The 16945-nt window shown below is 71.7% G+C and carries 16 protein-coding genes; all 16 read left to right on the forward strand.

From position 1 onward, the window contains the following. Positions 1-14: 14 nt before the first annotated feature. The 16 genes from NIE79_RS20795 (at position 15) to NIE79_RS20870 (ending at position 16907) form a co-directional block, all read left to right on the forward strand. Entirely contained in the window at positions 15-1577 is a 1563-nt protein-coding gene (locus tag NIE79_RS20795; RefSeq protein ID WP_238680137.1) for a UDP-N-acetylmuramoyl-L-alanyl-D-glutamate--2,6-diaminopimelate ligase, read from the forward strand. Next, complete coding sequence (locus tag NIE79_RS20800; protein ID WP_238680138.1) at positions 1574-2971, forward strand: UDP-N-acetylmuramoyl-tripeptide--D-alanyl-D-alanine ligase; 1398 nt, start codon at positions 1574-1576, stop codon at positions 2969-2971. Before NIE79_RS20795 ends, NIE79_RS20800 begins: the two co-directional genes overlap by 4 nt. Beyond that, positions 2968-4092 carry a phospho-N-acetylmuramoyl-pentapeptide-transferase gene (gene mraY, locus NIE79_RS20805; protein WP_030334519.1) on the forward strand — a complete coding sequence of 375 codons (1125 nt, stop codon included), beginning with the start codon at positions 2968-2970 and terminating at the stop codon, positions 4090-4092. The genes NIE79_RS20800 and mraY overlap by 4 nt, the downstream gene beginning before the upstream one ends. A 372-nt stretch (positions 4093-4464) precedes the next feature. Continuing rightward, on the forward strand, positions 4465-5919 hold the full coding sequence (locus tag NIE79_RS20810) for an FtsW/RodA/SpoVE family cell cycle protein (RefSeq protein ID WP_238680139.1): 1455 nt from the start codon (positions 4465-4467) through the stop codon (positions 5917-5919). Continuing rightward, positions 5919-7025 (forward strand): undecaprenyldiphospho-muramoylpentapeptide beta-N-acetylglucosaminyltransferase, encoded by a 1107-nt coding sequence (gene murG / locus NIE79_RS20815; protein WP_238680140.1) that lies wholly within the window; start codon positions 5919-5921, stop codon positions 7023-7025. The genes NIE79_RS20810 and murG overlap by 1 nt, the downstream gene beginning before the upstream one ends. After that, positions 7022-8587 carry a UDP-N-acetylmuramate--L-alanine ligase gene (gene murC, locus NIE79_RS20820; RefSeq protein ID WP_238680141.1) on the forward strand — a complete coding sequence of 522 codons (1566 nt, stop codon included), beginning with the start codon at positions 7022-7024 and terminating at the stop codon, positions 8585-8587. The genes murG and murC overlap by 4 nt, the downstream gene beginning before the upstream one ends. Beyond that, on the forward strand, positions 8584-9402 hold the full coding sequence (locus tag NIE79_RS20825) for a cell division protein FtsQ/DivIB (RefSeq protein WP_238680142.1): 819 nt from the start codon (positions 8584-8586) through the stop codon (positions 9400-9402). The genes murC and NIE79_RS20825 overlap by 4 nt, the downstream gene beginning before the upstream one ends. A 245-nt stretch (positions 9403-9647) precedes the next feature. Next, positions 9648-10763: a cell division protein FtsZ gene (ftsZ, locus tag NIE79_RS20830; RefSeq protein ID WP_238680143.1), complete on the forward strand. Its 1116-nt coding sequence runs from the start codon at positions 9648-9650 to the stop codon at positions 10761-10763. Between the two features lie 9 nt (positions 10764-10772). Next, positions 10773-11516 (forward strand): YggS family pyridoxal phosphate-dependent enzyme, encoded by a 744-nt coding sequence (locus NIE79_RS20835; protein WP_238680144.1) that lies wholly within the window; start codon positions 10773-10775, stop codon positions 11514-11516. Between the two features lie 191 nt (positions 11517-11707). Further along, on the forward strand, positions 11708-12400 hold the full coding sequence (locus tag NIE79_RS20840) for a cell division protein SepF (protein WP_238680145.1): 693 nt from the start codon (positions 11708-11710) through the stop codon (positions 12398-12400). 30 nt (positions 12401-12430) lie between these two features. Next, a complete protein-coding gene (locus NIE79_RS20845) occupies positions 12431-12736 on the forward strand; it encodes a YggT family protein (RefSeq protein WP_030334503.1) in 306 nt (101 codons plus the stop codon). 44 nt (positions 12737-12780) lie between these two features. Further along, on the forward strand, positions 12781-13593 hold the full coding sequence (locus tag NIE79_RS20850; RefSeq protein ID WP_238680146.1) for a DivIVA domain-containing protein: 813 nt from the start codon (positions 12781-12783) through the stop codon (positions 13591-13593). Between the two features lie 80 nt (positions 13594-13673). Then, positions 13674-14423: a hypothetical protein gene (locus tag NIE79_RS20855; RefSeq protein WP_238680147.1), complete on the forward strand. Its 750-nt coding sequence runs from the start codon at positions 13674-13676 to the stop codon at positions 14421-14423. 10 nt (positions 14424-14433) lie between these two features. Beyond that, positions 14434-14739 carry a DUF167 domain-containing protein gene (locus tag NIE79_RS20860; protein ID WP_238680148.1) on the forward strand — a complete coding sequence of 102 codons (306 nt, stop codon included), beginning with the start codon at positions 14434-14436 and terminating at the stop codon, positions 14737-14739. A gap of 22 nt (positions 14740-14761) precedes the next feature. Next, positions 14762-16261, forward strand: a complete 1500-nt coding sequence (locus tag NIE79_RS20865; RefSeq protein ID WP_238680149.1) for a potassium/proton antiporter — start codon at positions 14762-14764, stop codon at positions 16259-16261. A gap of 226 nt (positions 16262-16487) precedes the next feature. Then, positions 16488-16907, forward strand: a complete 420-nt coding sequence (locus tag NIE79_RS20870) for a TraR/DksA family transcriptional regulator (RefSeq protein ID WP_124854350.1) — start codon at positions 16488-16490, stop codon at positions 16905-16907. The last annotated feature ends 38 nt before the right edge of the window (positions 16908-16945 follow it).

Here is a 16945-nt window from a genome sequence, read left to right on the forward strand (position 1 = left end):
CCACCGGGGCGGCTGTGCGGCCGGAACCGGACGACCGGGTAGGGTCTGACGCCGTGCCCGGCAATCCACGTCCACGTACCGTGACCGGAGTCCGGCTCGGTGATCTCGCCGTCCGGCTCGCCGTCGACCTTCCGGCGGACGCCGCCGCGGTGGTCGTCTCCGGGGTCACCCACGCCAGCCAGGAGGTTCGCCCCGGCGACCTGTACGCGGCGCTGCCCGGTGCCCGTCGGCACGGTGCGGAGTTCGCCGCCGGTGCCGTCGAGGCGGGTGCCGTGGCGTTGCTGACCGACAGTGCCGGTGCGGAGTTGGCGGCGGGAACGGGTCTGCCCGCCCTGGTGGTGCCCGACCCGCGCGCCGTGCTCGGCGAGCTGGCCTCGGCCGTGTACGGCGACCCGACCGGCGACCTCACAGTGATCGGGGTGACCGGCACCGCGGGCAAGACGTCCACCGCGTACCTGATCGAGTCGGGGCTGCGGGCCGCCGGGCACACCACCGGGCTGGTCGGGACGGTGGAGACCCGGCTCGGTGATCTGGTGATCGACAGTGTCCGCACCACCCCCGAGGCGACCGACCTGCACGCCATGTTGGCCACCGCCCGCGAGCGTGGGGTCACCGCCGTGGTCATGGAGGTCTCCAGCCACGCGCTGGCCATGGGCCGGGTGGGCGGTGTGCGGTTCGCCGTCGGCGGTTACACCAACTTCGGCTCCGACCACCTGGACTTCCACGCCGACAGCGACGACTACTTCGCCGCGAAGGCCCAGCTCTTCGACGGGCGCTGTGCTGTCGAGGTGCTCAACCACGACGACCCGGCGTTGAAGCCGCTGCTCAAGCCGACCACTGTCACCTACTCGGCGGCCGGTGAGCAGGGCGCGACCTGGTGGGCCGACGGTGTTGACGGTGAGGGGTACGCGCAGCGGTTCACCGCGCACGGCCCGGACGGTGTGGCAGTGTCCGCCGGTGTCGCGCTGCCCGGCCGGCACAACGTGGCCAACGCGCTGCTGGCCATCGCCGCACTGGTGGGCGCCGGGGTGGACCCGGTGACCGCGGCGACCGGTGTGGCCGCCTGCGGGGGTGTTCCGGGCCGGCTGGAGCTGGTCGACGTGGCCGCGCCGGTGCGCGGGGTGGTCGACTACGCGCACAAGTCGGACGCGATAGTGGCCGCGCTGGCTGCGCTGCGCGAGTTGAGCGCCGGCCGGCTGATCTGTGTGATCGGCGCCGGTGGGGACCGGGACCGGGGCAAGCGGCCGGTGATGGGCGCCGCCGCGGCGGAGGGAGCCGACGTGGTGCTGGTGACCGACGACAACCCGCGCACCGAGGAGCCGGGGGAGATCCGCGCCGAGGTGCTCGCCGGGGCGTACCGGGCCGGCACTGCCGCTCGGATCATCGAGGTGGCGGGCCGCCGCGCCGCGATCGACGAGGCGGTGCGGCTGGCCGAGCCGGGCGACGTGATCGCGCTGCTCGGCAAGGGCCACGAGCGCGGCCAGGAGGTGGCGGGCCAGGTGCTTCCGTTCGACGACAGCATCGAGTTGGCCGAGGCGCTGCGGGCCCGCTTCGGGGACCTGGCGGGTCAGCGGTGATCACGCTGAGCCTGGCCGAGGTGGCCGCGGCGGTCGACGGGCGGCTGGTGGCCGCCGACCCGGCCGCCACCGTCACCGGATCGGTGGAGTTCGACTCGCGCAAGGTGGGGCCCGGTTCACTCTTCGTGGCCTTCCCGGGCGAGAAGGTCGACGGGCACGACTACGCGGCGACGGCGATCCAGGCCGGCGCGGTGGCGGTGCTCGGCAGCCGCGAGGTGCCCGGGGTGCCGATGGTGCTGGTCGACGACGCGCTGACCGCGATGGGCCGGCTGGCCCGCGCCGCTGTGGACCGGCTGCCCGGGCTGACAGTGATCGGCGTGACCGGCTCGTCGGGCAAGACCACCACGAAGGACCTGATCGGGCAGCTCACCACCCGACTCGGGGCCACAGTGGCGCCACCCGGCTCGTTCAACAACGAGCTGGGGCACCCGTACACCGCGCTGCAGGCCGACCCGGACACCCGCTACCTGGTGATGGAGAAGGGCGCGCGCGGAGTCGGGCACGTGCGGTACCTGTGCGAGCTGGTGCCGCCCCGGATCTCCGTGGTGCTCAACGTCGGCACCTCGCACATCGGCGAGTTCGGCTCGCAGGACGCCATCGCCCTGGCCAAGGGCGAGCTGGTGGAGGCGCTGCCACCGGACGGGCTGGCGGTGCTGAACGCCGACGACCCCCGGGTGGACGCGATGGCGAGCCGCACGCAGGCCCGGGTGGTCCGCTACGGGGAGGCGTCCGACGCCGACGTGCGCGCCGAGGACGTCACGCTCGACGAGCGGGGGCACCCGTCGTACACGTTGGTCACCCCGGAGGGACGCGCGCCGGTGCGGCTCCGGCTGGCCGGCCGCCACCAGGTCGGCAACACCCTCGCGGCGGCGGCGGTCGCCCGGGAACTGGGCATGCCGCTGACCGAGCTGGCCACGGCCCTCGGCGAGCTGGGGCTGGTCTCGACCCGACGGATGGACGTCTTCGACCGCCCCGACGGGGTGACCGTGATCGACGACTCGTACAACGCCAACCCGGCCTCGATGTCGGTAGCGGTGCGGGCGCTCGCCAGCATGGGCCAGGGGCGGCGTACCGTCGCGGTGCTTGGTTACATGGCCGAGCTGGGCCCGTTCGAGTACGACGGCCACGCCGAGGTCGGCCAACTCGCGGCCGAGCTGGGTGTCGACCGGCTGCTCGTGGTGGGTGAGCCGGCCGCGCCGATCCACGAAGGCGCGACAGCTGTAGCGAACTGGGGAGGAGAGTCGGTGCTGCTCACCGATCAGGCGGCGGCCGTCGAGGTGCTGCGGAGCGAGCTACGACCGGGTGACGTCGTCCTGGTCAAGGGCTCCCGGTACCGCACCTGGGAGGTGGCCGACGCCCTGCGCGCCGACGCCGGTGGGGAGTCGACCCGATGAGGGCGGTCATCGTCGCCATCGGGGTGGCGTTCCTCGTCTCGCTCTTCTGCACCCCGATCGCGATCAAGGTGTTCACCCGGCTCAAGGCCGGTCAGCCGATCCGGTCCGATGGCCCCGCCATGCACCAGGGCAAGAAGGGCACGCCCACGATGGGTGGCGTGGTCTTCATCCTGGCCACGGTGATCGCGTACGTGGCCGGGCACCTCGCCCTGACCACGCTGCCGGACCAGCAGATCGCCCAGGTGGAGCCGACCATCACCGCGCTGGTGCTGCTGGGGCTGATGGTCTTCTCCGGCGCTGTGGGCTTCCTCGACGACTTCCTCAAGGTGCGCAAGCGCAACAGCGCCGGGCTGAACAAGCGCGGCAAGTTGCTCGGCCAGATCCTGGTCGGTGCGGTCTTCGGGGTGATCGCGCTGTGGTTCCCGAGCACGATGACGAACGGCTCGGGGCTGGCGACCAACACCGAGACGGTGGGCAGCACCACGCTGAGCTTCATCCGGGACATCGACTTCCTGGAGGTCAGCAAGGTCGGCGCGGTGATCATCTTCATCTTCGTGGTGATGGCCGCGACGAACGGCGTCAACCTCACCGACGGCCTGGACGGTCTGGCCACCGGCGCGTCGGTCATGGTCCTCGCCGCGTACGCGCTCATCGCGTTCTGGCAGTACCGGCACTGGTGCGCCGACCCGAACTACACCCAGCCGTACTGCTACGAGGTCCGCGACCCGTTGGAGATCGCGTTGATCGCCGGGGCCGCCGCCGGGGCCTGTGTGGGCTTCCTCTGGTGGAACACCTCCCCGGCGCGGATCTTCATGGGCGACACCGGGGCGCTGGGGCTGGGCGGTCTGATCGCCGGCATGGCGATGTCCACCCGCACCATCCTGCTGCTGCCGATCATCGGCGGGCTCTTCGTGATCATCACGATGTCCGTGGTGATCCAGATCATCTCCTTCAAGACCACAGGTAAACGGGTGTTCCGAATGTCTCCGCTCCAGCACCACTTCGAGCTGGCCGGCTGGAGCGAGGTCAACATCGTGGTGCGTTTCTGGATCATCGCCGGCATCGGCGTGGCCATCGCCCTGGGCCTGTTCTACAGCGAGTTCCTCGCCAACATGACCTGATCCGCCGGGCCGCGTCCCGCGCCCCACCCTCATCCGTCGATCTTGCACTTTCGGAGGGCGGAACGTCCTTTCGTGGGTGTTTTGCCAGCACAGAAAGTGCAAGATCGACCCGGGAGGGCGGCGTGGGGGCGGCTTCGACACGCCCGGTGGCGCGTTGTGGGGCGGTGGGGCGTGTTCAGCGGTGATGATGTCGGGGTGGGGGAGGACATCGGCACTGAGGGCAGGGCAGGCGGGCGGGCGCGTCGGTCGCCGGGCGCGTCGGGGCGTACACCGTCGGCCACCGGGGCGCGCGGCCCGGAGCCTGGCGCGGCGGCCCGCGAATCCGGGCCGGGGGCGCGGGAGCCCGGGCCGGCGGGACGCGAGCCGGAGGCCGTGGCGACGACCCCGCCGCGGGGCATCGACGCGGCCGGCGGGCTCGCCGCGCTGCGCGGCCTGCTGGACCGGCCACTGACCTCGTACTACCTGCTGCTGTCCTGCGCCGGCCTGCTCTTGCTGATCGGGCTGACCATGGTCTTCTCGGCGACCAGCGTGAAGGACTACGCCGAGGACGGCAACGCCTCGGCCTCGGTGACCAAGCAGGCCATCTTCGCGATGATCGGCATCGGCGCGTTCTGGGTCTGCCAGCGTCTGCCGGCCAGCACCTACCGGTCGCTGGGCCGGCCGTTGCTGTTCACCTCGATCGGGTTGCTGCTCCTGCTCAACCTGCTGCTCGCCTACGCCCGGCTGACCGACCAGGATTCAGGGCGGATCGGCCCGATCGAGGCGCGACTGAACTGGCTGTTCGTCGGCGGGATCCAGCTACAGCCATCCGAGTTGGCCAAGTTCGCGATGGTGCTCTGGGGTGCCCACCTGGTCGCCCGCAAGGGCGCCGCGTTGGGCTGGTGGCGCGAGCTGGCCACCCCGCTCTTCCCGGTGGTCGGCCTGCTCTTCGTCCTGGTCGGCTACAACGACACCGGCACCATGCTCTGTCTGCTGGCCCTGGTCGTGGGCCTGCTCTGGGCCGCCGGCGTGCGGATGCGGGTCTTCGGCGCCCTGGCGGCGGCCGGCCTGGTCGGGATCGGGCTGCTCGTCGCGGTGGCCTCACTGGGCGCCGGCTCCGGCGAGCGTGGCGAGGACAACTACCGCTTCGCCCGGCTGGCCATGTTCTTCAATCCGCCGGACCCGGAGACCTGCAAACTCGGCGACTGCCTTCAGTTCTACCAGGGTCGGCTGGCCATCGAGCACGGTGGCTGGTTCGGCGTCGGGCTGGGCAAGGGCAGCCTGAAGTGGGACTGGCTGCCCGAGGCACACAACGACTTCATCTTCGCGATCATCGCCGAGGAGCTGGGCGTGATCGGGTGCGTCGTGGTGCTCACCCTGTTCGCGGTCATCGCGTACACCGGTTTCCGGATCGCCCGGCGGGTCGACGACCCGTTCCGCCGGCTCGCCGCCACCGCCGTGACGACCTGGCTGGTCAGTCAAGCCGTGATCAACATCGGTGGTGTGGTGGGACTGTTGCCGATCACCGGTCTGCCGCTGCCGTTCATCTCCGACGGCGGAAGTGCCCTGGTGGTGACGTTGGCCGGCATCGGCATGCTGGCGTCCTTCGCCCGCGCCGAACCCGATGCGGCCAGAGCACTGCATGCCCGTCCGCCGGCCCGGTGGGTCCGACTACTCTGGGCCCCGTTGCCGCCGCTTCCCGGCCGGCGTCGCCGACCGGCGACGCCGCCCGCTGGCCGAGGGTCCGTGCCCCGGTCCCGCGAGCGGCGCCATGACGATCAGGCCGCGCCGCGCGGGGTCCGACAGGACCGCAGCCGCAAGGGTACGGCGAGCGAGAGGAGACGCTGATGGGTCCGCTGCGTTCGGTGGTGCTCGCGGGAGGTGGCACCGGGGGGCACGTCTACCCGCTGCTCGCCTTCGCCGACTGCCTGCGCCGACACGACCCTGGCGTCCGGATCACCTGCCTCGGCACACCCCGCGGCATGGAGAACGACCTGATCCCGCCCCAGGGCTACGACCTGCGGCAGATCCCGGCGTACCAGCTGCCCCGGTCGGTCAACATGAACCTGGTCCGTACCCCGGGCCGGATGTGGACCGCGGCGCGCGCCGCGGGCAAGGTGATCGACGAGGTGCGCGCCGAGGTGGTCGTCGGTTTCGGCGGGTACGTCTCGGTGCCGGCCTACCTGGCCGCGTGGCGCCGCGAGCTGCCCATGGTGATCCACGAGGTGAACGTGCCACCGGGCGTGGCCAACAAGCTGGGCATGAAGTTCACAAAGAACGTGGCCGTCGGCTTTCCGAACCAGCCGAGCCAGGCCGAGTCGCTGCGGGACGCCACAGTCGTCGGTGTGCCGCTGCGCCGCGCCATCGCGGGTCTGGACCGGTACGCGCTGCGCAATGCCGCCCGCGCCCACTTCGGGCTCCGTCCGGACCTGCCGGTGCTCTTCGTGTCCGGCGGCTCGTCCGGCGCCCGCTCGATCAACCTGGCGGTCTCCGGAGCGGCCAAGGAGCTGGCCCGCAACGGCGTGCAGGTGCTGCACGTGATGGGCGCCCGCAACGAGCCGGTGCCGATCCCCACCGACCTGCCGGTGCCGTACGTGACGTTGCCGTACCTGTCCGAGATGGAGCTGGGCTACGCCGCCGCCGACCTGATGCTGGCCCGGGGCGGGGCGATGACCGTCGCCGAGGTGGCCGCTATCGGGCTGCCCACGATCTACGTGCCGTACCCGCACAGCAACCAGGAGCAGCGGCGCAACGCCCTGCCCGTTGTGGAGGCCGGCGGTGGGCTGCTGGTCGACGACGGGGAACTCACCCCGGACTGGCTGGAGCGCACCGTGATCCCGCTCATCCGGGACCCGCAGCGGCTCTACAACATGGGTGCCGCCGCCGGGTCGTACGGCCGGCGCGACGGTGACGAGGCGCTGCGTTCCTTCGTGCTGGCGGCGGTGGCCCGATGACCGCGCAGTTCACCCCGGCCGGCACGCTCACCGCCGAGGACCTGGGCGCCGTGCACCTGATCGGAGTGGGTGGGGTGGGCATGCTCGGCGTGGCCCGGCTGCTGCTCACCCGGGGCATCCGGGTCTCCGGCAGCGACCTGCGGGAGTGGCCTTCGCTGGCCGGCCTGCGGGCGCTCGGCGGCACCATCCACCTCAGCCACGAGGTGACCAACCTCGACGGCGTCGACACCGTCGTCTACTCCTCGGCCATTCCCCAGGACCACCTGGAGCTGGTCGAGGCGCGTCGGCGCGGCCTGCGGGTGCTGCACCGCTCGGAGGCGCTCGCCGCGGCGATGACCGGCCGTCGGGCGGTGGCCGTCGCCGGCACACACGGCAAGACCACCACCACCTCGATGGTGACGATGGTGCTCCAGCAGGCCGGTGTGGACCCGTCCTTCGTGATCGGCGGGGAGATCTCCGAGGTCGGCTCGGGTGCCCACCACGGCACCGGCGAGCACTTCGTGGTCGAGGCGGACGAGAGCGACCGCTCGTTCCTCATCTACCGCCCGTACGTCTCGATCATCACGAACGTCGAGGCGGACCACCTGAACACCTACGGCGACTACGCGACGCTGGAGGCGGCGTTCGTGGAGTTCGCCCGCCTCACCGACCCGGACGGGTTCATCATCACCTGCGCCGATGATCCGGGCGGTCGGCGGTTGGCCGAGAGCCTGCGCTCCGCGGGACGACGGGTGTTCACCTACGGCGAGGCCGCCGACGCCGACCTGCGGTTGACCGAGATGGTCTCCTCCGCACGGGGGGTGCGCTACCTGGCCGCGATCGACGGCCGGTCGCTGGGCGAGTTCCGGCTGCCGGTGCCGGGACGGCACATGGGGCTGAACAGCGCCGCCGCGGTGCTGGCCGCGTACCTGCTGGAACTGCCGCTGGAGGCGGCGGAGGCCGCGCTGGCGGTCTTTCCCGGGGTGCGACGGCGCTTCGAGCGCAAGGGTGTCGCGGACGGCGTGCTGGTCTACGACGAGTACGCCTACCACCCGACCTCGATGACCCTCGCCAACCAGACGTTGCGCGAGGTCGCCGGGGACGGTCGGCTGATCGTCGTCTTCCAGCCGTACCGGCTGTACCGCACCCGCGACAACCAGGCCGAGATCGCCGAGGCGCTGGCCATCGCCGACGAGGTGGTGCTCCTGGAGGTCTTCGGGCCCGGTGAGTTGCGTCAGCCCGGCGAGGGCTCGGCGGCGCTGATCGCGGCGGTGGATCTGCCCGCCGACCGCAAGGTCTTCGTGGAGTCGTGGGAGCAGGCCCCGGTCGAGGTGGCCCGTCGCGCCCGCGCGGGGGACGTGGTGGTGACCATGGGCGCCCCGCCCATCTCGCTGATGGGCGACGAGCTGCTGGCCGCCCTTGGTGAGCGTGCGGCCGGCTCGGCACCGGGCGCGACCGTCGACCCGGTGGCCACCACACCGGCGATCGGTGACCCGGTGCCGGGTGGCGCCACCTCCGGTGGCGACGGCGCTGCTCTCGGTGGCACCGCCGTGCCCGGCGGCTCGGCGCCCACGGCCGGATGAGTCCCGGCCCGGCCCGAGGGCGGACCAGCGCCGCCGACGGTGGCGCCCCTCGCCGCGGTCCGGCCCGGCGGTGGCAGCTCGTCCGGGCGGGCCGCGACGCGGTACCGCCCTCGACCCGCCGGTTCATGGCCCGTGCCCGGCAGCGTCGCATGCGTGCGGCGCTGCCGTGGGCGGTGGCCGCCGGGGTGCTCGCCCTGGCCGGGCTGATCGCGTGGACGGTGCTCGGCACCGGGCTGTTCGGTGTGCGCGAGGTCCGCGTGGAGGGTGCCGACCTGGTCACTCCGGTGCAGGTGCACGACGCGGTCGGGGTGCCGGACGGTGTGCCGCTGGCCCGGGTGGACCTGGCCGCCGCCGCCCGTCGGGTCGGCGCGCTGCCGGCGGTGGAGCGGGCCACGGTCTCCCGGGACTGGCCCGGCGCGCTGGTGGTGCGGGTGACCGAGCGGAGCGCGGTGGCGGTGGTGCCGCAGGGCGAGGCGTTCGCCCTGATCGACCGGAGCGGAGTGGCGTTCCGGACGGTGGAGCGACGCCCCGCCGACCTGCCACAGGTGACTGTGGCCCGGCCGGCCGCCGACGACCCGGGCACCCGGGCCGCGCTGGAGGTGCTCGTCGCGCTGACGCCGCAGCTGCGCGCGGAGTTGGTGGACGTGAACGTGGCGGGGCTGGCCCGGATCAGCCTGCGGCTACGGGGGGACCGGACGGTGGTCTGGGGCGACGCGACCCGGGGTACGGACAAGGCTCGGGTGGCCACCGCGCTGCTCGACGAGGACACCGACCGGATCGACGTGAGCGCGCCGGATGTGGTGACCTTTCGTTGACCAGTGAGCGTGCGCGGACGTGACCCGTGGCGCTCCGCGCGGCGACACGCCGCCCGGGTCCTTGGCTCATCGCGCGGTGGCGCTTACGTTGCCTCGAAGAGCTTCAGTGGTTGACATAACTGTAAGCCTCTAGTAGAGGGTTAGGGTTCACCCCTGATCCTCGTTGGTGACAGCTGTCGTCGGCCGCTGGTCTGGCCACGCCGTAACCGGTCGGCCGAAGCCAATCTCGAAGGAAAGGACCGGAGATGACACCTCCGCACAACTACCTGGCGGTCATCAAGGTCGTCGGCATCGGGGGTGGCGGCGTCAACGCCGTCAACCGGATGATCGAGGTTGGGCTCAAGGGCGTCGAGTTCATCGCGATCAACACCGATGCGCAGGCGCTGCTGATGAGCGACGCCGACGTCAAGCTCGACGTCGGCCGGGAACTGACCCGTGGCCTGGGGGCCGGGGCCAACCCGGACGTCGGGAAGAACGCCGCCGAGGACCACCGCGACGAGATCGAAGAGGTGCTCAAGGGCGCCGACATGGTCTTCGTGACCTGCGGCGAGGGCGGCGGCACCGGCACCGGCGGCGCGCCGGTGGTGGCCAACATCGCCCGCAAGCTCGGTGCGCTGACCATCGGTGTGGTGACCCGGCCGTTCTCCTTCGAGGGCAAGCGCCGCCAGGTGCAGGCCGAGACGGGGATAGACGAGCTCCGCAACCAGTGCGACACGCTCATCGTCATCCCGAACGACCGGCTGCTGGCCCTGGGCGACCGCAACATCAGCATGATGGACGCGTTCCGCACTGCCGACCAGGTGCTGCTCTCGGGTGTGCAGGGCATCACCGACCTGATCACCACCCCGGGTCTGATCAACCTGGACTTCGCCGACGTCAAGAGCGTGATGAGCGGCGCCGGCAGCGCGTTGATGGGCATCGGCAGCGCCCGCGGCGAGAACCGCGCGGTCGAGGCTGCCGAGGCGGCCATCTCCAGCCCGCTGCTGGAGCAGAGCATGGACGGCGCGCGGGGCGTGCTGCTCTCCATCGCCGGCGGCTCCGACCTGGGCCTGTTCGAGATCAACGATGCCGCCCAGCTGGTCACCGACGCGGCCCACCCGGACGCCAACATCATCTTCGGCGCGGTCATCGACGACGCGCTCGGTGACGAGGTGCGGGTGACGGTCATTGCTGCGGGCTTCGACGGCGGCACGCCCGCGTACAAGGCGGCCGAGCCGACCCGCAAGACCAACACCAACCAGCCGGCACCGCAGAGCACTCCGACGCCGGCGCCGGCCACCAACCCGGCTCCGGCCCAGTCGCCGCGTCGCGTGCTCTTCGACGATGTGGACGTTCCCGACTTCCTCAAGAACGGGTCCTGAGCACCGCCGATGACCGACAGCTCAGCCACTGTACGACCAGATCGGCAGGCCGAACTCGCGGCCGGTCTGGCCCAGGTTCGGTCCCGGGTCGATGACGCCTGCGCGCAGGCCGGCCGGGACCGCGCCGAGGTCACGATGATCGCGGTGACGAAGACCTACCCGGCCAGCGACGTGTTGGCGCTGGCCGGGCTCGGGGTGACCGACATGGGGGAGAACCGCGACCAGGAGGCGGCCGGTAAGGCCGCCGAGGTGGCTGCCGCCGGGGTGAGTCCCCGCTGGCACTTCATCGGCCAGTTGCAGCGCAACAAGGCCCGCTCGGTGGTTCGCTACGCCGACGTGGTGCACTCCGTCGACAGTGTCCGGCTGGCCCGGGCGTTGGCCACCGCGACCGTCGACCGGCAGGAGCCGCTCGACGCTTTGGTTCAGGTGAGCATCGACGGCGACGCGGCCCGGGGCGGAGCCCTGCCCGGCTCGGCGGATCCGGCAGCCGGTCTGGAGCCGGTGGCCGAGGCGGTGGCCGACGCGACGGGGATGCGTCTGGTCGGCCTCATGGCTGTCGCTCCACTGGGGTGGGAGCCGGAGCGTGCCTTCGCCCGGCTCGCGGAGGTTGCCGACGCGTTTCGGGCTGTCCATCCGGGAGCCACCGCGTTGTCCGCCGGTATGAGCGGAGATTTCGAAATCGCGATCCGTTACGGCGCGACACATGTCCGCGTCGGTAGCGCGTTGCTCGGAATGCGTCCCACGCTGCGGTAGCCTGACCGCGAGACAAGCAAATTACATCAGTGTTGTTTCAGGGGCGGGCGTCTCCTAGTCGGGGGTCGTGGCGCGCGACGCGAATCGCGCGCTGGGGGATTGCCGTTCCGGTCCGATGGGCATGGTTGTCCACTCGCGACGGGCGACATGGCACGGGGGCGCGTGCCGCACGGCGGACGGAAGGGCGCGGGATGGGTGCACTGCGCAAGGCGGGGGTCTGGCTCGGTCTGGTCGAAGAAGACGACGAGCGGGCCTACGACGACGGTGGCTATGACAAGGGTGGCTACCGCGACTCGCGTTACCGGCAGAGCCGGTACGCCGAGGAGTTCGCCGACGACGACGAGGACGACGCCGAGGAGCCACCGGCTCCCCGGCCGCGCGACACTGGGCGGGGTCGACTCTCCGAGCGGTCGAGCGGGCGGTTGAGCGAGTCCGAGCGCGGTGACGGTGAGCGGCCGGAGCGGGTCGAGCGGTCCAGCGTCCGGTCGATCACGCGGTCGTCGGCGGGTGAGACCTCCGGTGCGTTGACCTACCACACTCGGGACAACCTGGCCCTCGCGCCGCAGGTCACGTCGCGTGAGCGGGCCCTGCCCGAGGAGGAGCAGCGTTACCAGATCACCACGCTGCACCCCACCACCTACCGGGAGGCGCGCACCATCGGTGAGCACTTCCGCGACGGCGTCCCGGTGATCATCAATCTCACCGAGATGGATGAGGCCGATGCCCGCCGTCTGGTGGACTTCGCCGCCGGACTGGCGTTCGGCCTGCGCGGTACGATCGAGCGCGTGACCAATCGGGTGTTCCTGCTCTCACCGGCTAACGTCCAGGTCACCGCAGAGGACAAAGCCAAGATCGCTGAGGGCGGCTTTTTCAGTCTGAGTTGACCCCGCCCGACCCGAGGGACGTCGCTGACCGTGTTGTCGATCTTACTGCAAGTGTTGTACCTGATCCTTTATGTCTTCCTGCTCCTTCTTCTGTCCCGGTTCGTGTTGAGCGCCGTCCTTCAGTACGGTCGACGCTGGCAACCGGGGCGTGGAGCATCGGCAGGATTGGAATCCGTGTGGAGCGTCACTGATCCCCCTCTCAACGCGTTGAGGCGTGTGATCCCTCCGCTGCGAATTGGTACCGTGAGCATCGACCTGGCCTCCCTTGTGCTCCTGGTTATCCTGTTCGTGCTGATGGAGTTCGTGTTAGGGCCGTCGATCAGGGCATCTGCCTGATGACCGACGCGCTTTCGCGGCCGCAACTGACCCGAGGAGTTTCGATGCCGCTGACCCCGGCCGACGTCCACAACGTCGCCTTCAAAAAGCCGCCGATCGGCAAACGGGGGTATGACGAGGAGGAGGTCGACGCCTTCCTTGACGAGGTCGAGCGCGAGCTCGCCCGTCTCATCGAGGAGAACAACGAGCTGCGCGCCCAGGTGGAGCGCGGCGGCCGTGGCGGTGCCCCCGCCGGCCCCGGCGGCGACGCCCGACTGGCGGCGGAGCTCAACGATGTCAAGGCCCAACTGGACCGGGTGCAGCGCGACAAGTCGGCGGCCGAGCAGGCTGCCCGCGCGATGCAGGCCGAGCTGGAGCAGGTCCGCTCGACCGGCGGTCCGGCCGGCGGCGTCACCGGTGACGGTGAGCAGCAGGCCCTGCGCGTGCTGATGATGGCCCAGCGCACCGCCGACGACCACGTGTCCGACGCTCGCCGCGAGGCCGACCAGCTGCTGTCCGAGGCTCGCAGCAAGGCCGAGGAGGTGACCCGGGAGGCGCGCGCCAAGGCTGACGCCCTTGAGCGGGACGCCCGCCAGCGGCACCAGGAGGCCATGGGCGGCCTGGACGCCAAGCGCACGGCGCTGCAGAAGCACATCGAGGAGCTCAAGCAGTTCGAGCGCGAGTACCGCACCCGGCTCAAGGCCTACCTGGAGAGCCAGCTGCGTGACCTCGACGGTCGTGGCCAGGGCCTCGAGGCCGAGATGACCCGCTCCGAAGCCGGCCGGGTCGCTGGCGGCAACGGGCTGGCCGCAGCGGGTCTCGCTGGTTCGTACGGCGGCGGCGGCGGGCGCTCCGGCGCCCTCGAAGCCGGACGCTGAGCACCGGCCGGCGATCGCTGTCCGCCAATGGTGACGGTCGCCGGCCCGGCCTGGACGGTTCGACGCGGCGGGGGTGAGCCGTGATAGTCGCAAGTCTTGTGCTCATCCTCGTCGCGGTGGTGCTACTGGTGCTCGGCCTGGCCGGTGGTTCCAGCTTCTTGTTGGTCATCTCCATCGCGGCCAGTCTGCTGGCCGCCGTGGCGTTGGTGGTGGGCGCCCGCCAGGCAGCCGCCAACCGCGCCATGGCGGATCCCGGCCGGACCGACCGGCGGCACGCCGACACGCCCCGCACGGCCAGCCAGGCCACACCGGGTGTCGCGTACGGGCCACCGCTGGTCGAGCCGGAAGTGCCGGTCCAGCACGTGCCCACGACGTTTGGTACCGGCGGCACCGGGTGGCGGCAACCACCCGCGCCGCCGGTCGACCACACGCCGCCGGTCGATGAGCCGTCGCCGGTCGACCCGCCGCACGTCGATGACGCGTCGCCGTTCGTGGGTACGGCGGACGACGTCCCCTCGCGGGCCCGGCCGGTCAGCCCGGCGTCGCCGTTCGCGGCATCGAGCGACGATGTGTTCGACCCCGCGGTCGCGGCGGTCGACGAGCCGGCCGCCCAGCAGATCACTGCCGCCGAGGCGGCCCGGGTGGCCCGTCTGCTGGACGCCGTCGAGGTCGTCGATGGCCGCCCCCGTTACCACCTCGACGGCTGCCCCCACCTGATCGGCTGGCAGCCCGAGACGGTGCCGGTCGCCGAGGCCGTGGAACTCGGCTTCACTCCGTGCGCGCACTGTGCGCCAGCGACCGCTCTCCTCGCCGACGCCCGGCCGATCTGAAGCGGCGCCGGTGCCCGCTCAGGACACGCTCACAGTGGCGGTACGGGTGAAGCCCGGCGCCTCCCGGGACCGGGTGGGTGGCCGCTTCGACGGCCCGCACGGGCCCGCCCTCGTGATCGCGGTCCACGACCCGGCCGTCGACGGTCGGGCCACCGAGGCCGCCCGCCGGGCGTTGGCTGGCGCGTTGGGCGTCCGACCGGCCACCGTGTCCCTGCGAGCCGGCGCGGCCAGCCGGGACAAGCTCTTCCTCGTCGATCGGCCCGGCCCGGGGTTGCCCGAGGTGCTGCGCCGCCTGCGCGACGGATCCGCCGAGTGAGGACAGCCCAGGCAAGGCAGCCGTGACGCCCGGGTTGGATATCGCGCTGCTGCTCGGTGCGGCGGTGCTGCTGGTCGCTGTCGGCGCGGTGCGACTCTCCACCCGGCTCGGCGTGCCCAGCCTCCTGGTCTACCTGGCTCTGGGCGTGGCGATCGGCGAGAGCGGGTTGGGCATCCGTTTCGACGACGTGGAGCTGACCCGGACCCTCGGCTTCTGCGCGCTGATCGTGATCATCGCGGAGGGCGGCCTCACCGCCCGGTGGACGACACTGCGCCCGGTGCTCGGGCTGGCTTCCGCGCTCTCCACTGTCGGCGTGATCGTCAGCATCGTGGTGGTCGGCGTGGCAGTGCACCTGCTGTTGGGGCTGGACTGGCGGTTGGCGCTGCTCTACGGCGCGGTGCTCTCGTCCACCGACGCGGCGGCCGTCTTCGCCACCCTGCGCCGACTGCGCCTGCCGCCCCGGCTGGTGGCGACACTGGAGGCCGAGTCGGGGATGAACGACGCCCCGGTGGTGCTGCTGGTGGTGCTGCTGTCCCACCGGGGCTTCGCGCACCCGTGGTGGTACGAGGTCGCGCTGGTCTGTTACGAGCTGGGCGTCGGCGCGGCGGTGGGCGTGGCCGCTGGCGTCGCCGGCACCTGGGCGCTGCGCCGGGCGGCGCTGCCCTCGGCCGGGCTCTACCCGATCGCCGCGGTGGGCATCACAGTGCTGGCGTACGCCGCGGGGGCGGTTCTGCACGCCTCGGGCTTCCTCGCCGTCTACGTGGCAGGGGTGTTGCTGGGCAATGCCCGACTGTCGCACCGGCAGGCGATTCTCGGTTTCGCGGACGGGCTGGCCTGGCTCGCCCAGATCGGCTTGTTCGTGCTACTCGGGTTGCTGGCCTCGCCGGGCCGGCTGGACGCGGCGGTGCTGCCCGCGGTGGTCGCCGGGCTGGCGCTGGTGCTGTTGGCCCGGCCGCTGTCGGTGGCCGTGTCGGCGTTGCCGTTCCGGGTCGGCCTCCGAGAACAGGCGTTCCTGTCCTGGGCCGGGCTGCGCGGGGCGGTGCCGATCGTGCTGGCCACCATTCCGCTGTCCGAGCGGGTGCCGGGCGCGGAGCGGCTCTTCGACGTGGTCTTCGTACTGGTGGTGATCTTCACGCTGGTGCAGACCGGGACGCTGGGGCCGTTCGCCCGCCGGTTGCGGGTGACCGCGCCGGCCGAGGCCGCCGAGATCCATGTGGAGACCGCGCCGTTGGAGCGGATGCGAGCGGATCTGCTCCAGGTGGAGGTGCCACCGGGTTCGCGCCTGGCCGGTGTGCACGTCGACGAGCTGCGTCTTCCGCTGGGCGCGTCGGTGACCCTGGTGCTGCGCGACGGCGTCGGCTTCGTGCCCGCACCGGACACCCGGTTGAAGACCGGCGACAGTCTGCTGATCGTGGCGACCGCAGGGGTACGGGACGCGGCGGAACGGCGATTGCGGGCGGTCAGTCGGCGGGGTCGTCTGGCCCGATGGTTTGGTGAGTACGGGGATGAGGTGCCCAATTGATCTGCTAGCGTTCCCTTTGCCCCAGTTAGGCAGGGCTAGGGGCTGTTAAACGGTGCGACGGTGCGGCACGTTGTCGGACGCCTGTACGTTCCGTATTCTTGCCAACCTCCGGAGTGCGCGGCCATCGTCGCCGTGCGCCCCTTTTCGTACATAGGGGACGCCCTGGTCGGCGCCCCCTGACCAGGCGCCGCGGACCGCGCGGTTCCCCCCGGCCGAGGAGCGACCCATGGCGAAGCCATCCGACACCAGGACCGCCGGGCGCAAGCCGGCGGCGAAGGCCACCCGCAGCACCGCGGAGACCGAGAAGATCCGGGCGGCGCTGGCGGCGCGGCGGGACGAGCTTCGTGCCGAGTACGATCAGACGCTGAGTGAGATCACCGAGCTGCAGCGCGATCGGCTGACCGACTCGGCCGGGGACGACCAGGCCGACACGGGCACGAAGACGCTCGAGCGGGAGCAGGAGATCTCTCTCGCCAACAGCATTCTGGAACGGATCACGCAGGTGGAGCGCGCTCTGGAGCGCCTCGACGAGGGTGGTTACGGCTGGTGCGAGCGGTGCGGCAACCCGATCCCGGTCGAGCGCCTCGCCGCCTTCCCGTCGGCCACCCTGTGTGTGACGTGCAAGCAGCTGGAGGAGCGGCGCTGAGGTCCGTTCCCCGGCGGCGATGAGACGGTGAGCGATCA

The sequence above is a fragment of the Micromonospora trifolii genome (genome assembly GCF_022229005.1).
GTDB classification, from domain to species: domain Bacteria; phylum Actinomycetota; class Actinomycetes; order Mycobacteriales; family Micromonosporaceae; genus Micromonospora; species Micromonospora trifolii.